Below are 2,544 nucleotides of genomic sequence, written 5' to 3' on the forward strand. Positions count from 1 at the left end.
AAGCGGAATGGCGGCTTCGAGGCCCGGAAGGCCAGAAGCGGACCTTTAAGCGCCGTGCGTATATCGACGTGACCTGACCACCTGGTTATGGTTCGCTGCCATACGCTCCGATGATGATTGGGCCGCTGCAAGGGTTCTCAATAACCCTCGGGCGGTCAAACGTGGCGTCCCACGGGGGCTCTGTCGCCAAGTTGTACGTCACGTGCGCACTTCACAAGCCACCACAGCCATAGCGCCAATGCCAAGCATGCACTAACATTCCAGCTCGACCCCGTTGGGGCTGGTCAGTGATCTGTTCAAAGGGAAGTACCCATGACCAATCATTGCTGTGGACCGGGCTATGCTTCTCCAGCCGAGGCGATGACGGCACCTCGCGAAAGGCTGCTCTATACGATTGCCATCTACACCGGCACGGGCATTCAGAAGCCGGACTATCTGTGCACCATCGATGTCGACCCGGAGAGTTCGACCTACAGCCAGGTGATTTCGCGTTTGCAAATGCCGGGCATTGGCGATGAGCTTCATCACTCGGGCTGGAATGCCTGTTCGTCGTGCCATGGCGATGCGAGCATGGAGCGGAAATATCTGATCGTGCCGGGTGTGCGCTCGTCAAATCTGCATATTGTCGATTGCGGTACCGATCCGCGCAGCCCGACACTGTTTAAGGTGATAGACGGCGCTGAAATCAAAGCTAGGACCAACCTGTCGGCGCCACACACGGTGCATTGCCTCGGCTCGGACATCATCGTTTCCATGCTTGGTGATGCGCAGGGCAATGCCCCCGGCGGCTATTTGCAACTCAGCAAGGAGTTCGAAGTTGTCGGCCGCTGGGAAAACTCCATGGGCAGTATCAAGTTTGGTTATGATTTCTGGTACCAGCCGCGACACAACGTAATGGTCAGCTCGGAATGGGCCGCGCCCAACACCTTCATGCCTGGCTTTGACCTGGAAGAGGTTGGTCATCTGAAATATGGCCGAGAGATCCATTTCTGGGATTTTGAAAAGAAGGAGCCAAAGCAAACGTTCTATCTCGGTGAAGATGGCTTGATCCCACTGGAAGTGCGATTCCATCATAACCCCGACAGCAGTCACGGCTTTGTTGGCGCGGCCCTTTCTGCAAATATCATCCATTGGTGGAAGGACGCGGCGGGTGACTGGCAATGGGAAAAAATTGTCGATGTCGGCAATGAGCCACATCCCGAATGGCCGATACCAATACCGGGCGTGATCTCGGTCATTCTGCTCAGCATGGACGATAGATACCTCTATCTGTGCAACTGGTTGCATGGCGACATTCGTCAATACGACATCTCGGACCCTCACAACGCCAAGCTTACCGGACAAGTGTGGATGGGCGGACTTCTCGGCCGTGCGCCTGAGGTCAATGGCGTGAAAGTGACTGGCGGGCCTCAGATGATACAGCTCAGCCTCGACGGCAAGCGGCTCTATGTGACGACCTCACTCTTCTCGACCTGGGATAATCAGTTCTATCCGGAAATCCGCACCAATGGCGGATGCATGCTGATGGTCAATTGCGATACGGAAAACGGCGGCATGGAAATTGATCCGCGATTTGTCGTCGATTTTGGCAAGGAACCAAATGGACCAAGCCGCTGCCACGAAACCCGTTATCCCGGCGGTGATTGCACGAGTGACATCTGGGTATGACCAGCTTCACCATCACCCTCGCCAACCAAGGCGGTGCGGCCTTTGACGTCGATCACCGCAAGCCCCTCTTGCAGAGCTTGCGCGAGCAGGGCGTGGACCTGCCCTACGGCTGCAAGTATGGCGGCTGCATAAGCTGTGCGGCCAAGATAATCAGCGGCAAAGTCAATCAAAAAGCGCAGCGAGCGCTGAACAACCGCCAGATCAACAATGGCTATATAATCCTCTGCGTTGCCCGCCCTATGAGCGACTGCACGCTGGAGGTCGGCGTTGAAAGCCACGACAAGCTCTATCGCAACCCCTTCCTGGATCCCTTGGCAGCACATGAATTGAAAGCCGATATTGCGACCCTTTTGGAAGCAAAGAAATGACCCATATGAATCATGATGAGCCCTATTCGGAGGCTTATCTGCAAGACATTCTGAAGTCGGTCAAAACCATCGCGATGGTGGGGGCCAGCCCCGACAAGACCAAGTTTTCCTATGGTGTTCTCAGGGTTCTGCACGAAACCGGCTATGACATGATCCCCGTCAATCCCACTCCCGGTCTGGATGAAATTCGAGGGCTCAAGGTGTACGCGTCGCTGGCGGCCATCGACCGGCCTGTGGATATGGTTGAGGTTTTTCGCCGCTCCGAAGATCTGTTGGAAGTTGCACAGGAAGCCATCGCAATTGGCGCCAAGGTTCTGTGGGGTCAGATTGGGGTGCGCGATGATACTGCCGCCCGTTTGGCGGAGGAAGCGGGCTTGAAAGTGGTGATGAACCGCTGTCCCAAGATTGAATTGTTCCGCCCCTTCTGGAAGCCGAAGTTGCACTTGGGAATATGATTGCAGCGTCACGGAATTCGGCGTTGCCGCAGCAGCTGACCTGTTCCCTTAGC

General features: G+C 55.7%; 3 protein-coding genes. All 3 read left to right on the forward strand.

The genetic code is table 11. The features are described 5' to 3' along the window. Positions 1-312 precede the first annotated feature (312 nt). From JT360_RS32935 to JT360_RS32945, 3 genes are read left to right on the forward strand one after another with little or no spacing between them, the layout of a single operon-like run. Positions 313-1,668 (forward strand): selenium-binding family protein, encoded by a 1,356-nt coding sequence (locus JT360_RS32935; protein ID WP_214477575.1) that lies wholly within the window; start codon positions 313-315, stop codon positions 1,666-1,668. After that, positions 1,665-2,036, forward strand: coding sequence for a 2Fe-2S iron-sulfur cluster-binding protein (locus tag JT360_RS32940; protein WP_214477577.1), 372 nt, complete (start codon positions 1,665-1,667; stop codon positions 2,034-2,036). Before JT360_RS32935 ends, JT360_RS32940 begins: the two co-directional genes overlap by 4 nt. Before the next feature lie 5 nt (positions 2,037-2,041). Continuing rightward, a complete protein-coding gene (locus JT360_RS32945; RefSeq protein WP_502845506.1) occupies positions 2,042-2,491 on the forward strand; it encodes a CoA-binding protein in 450 nt (149 codons plus the stop codon). The last annotated feature ends 53 nt before the right edge of the window (positions 2,492-2,544 follow it).

This window comes from Mesorhizobium sp. dw_380, assembly GCF_018588885.1.
Lineage (GTDB): Bacteria > Pseudomonadota > Alphaproteobacteria > Rhizobiales > Rhizobiaceae > Mesorhizobium.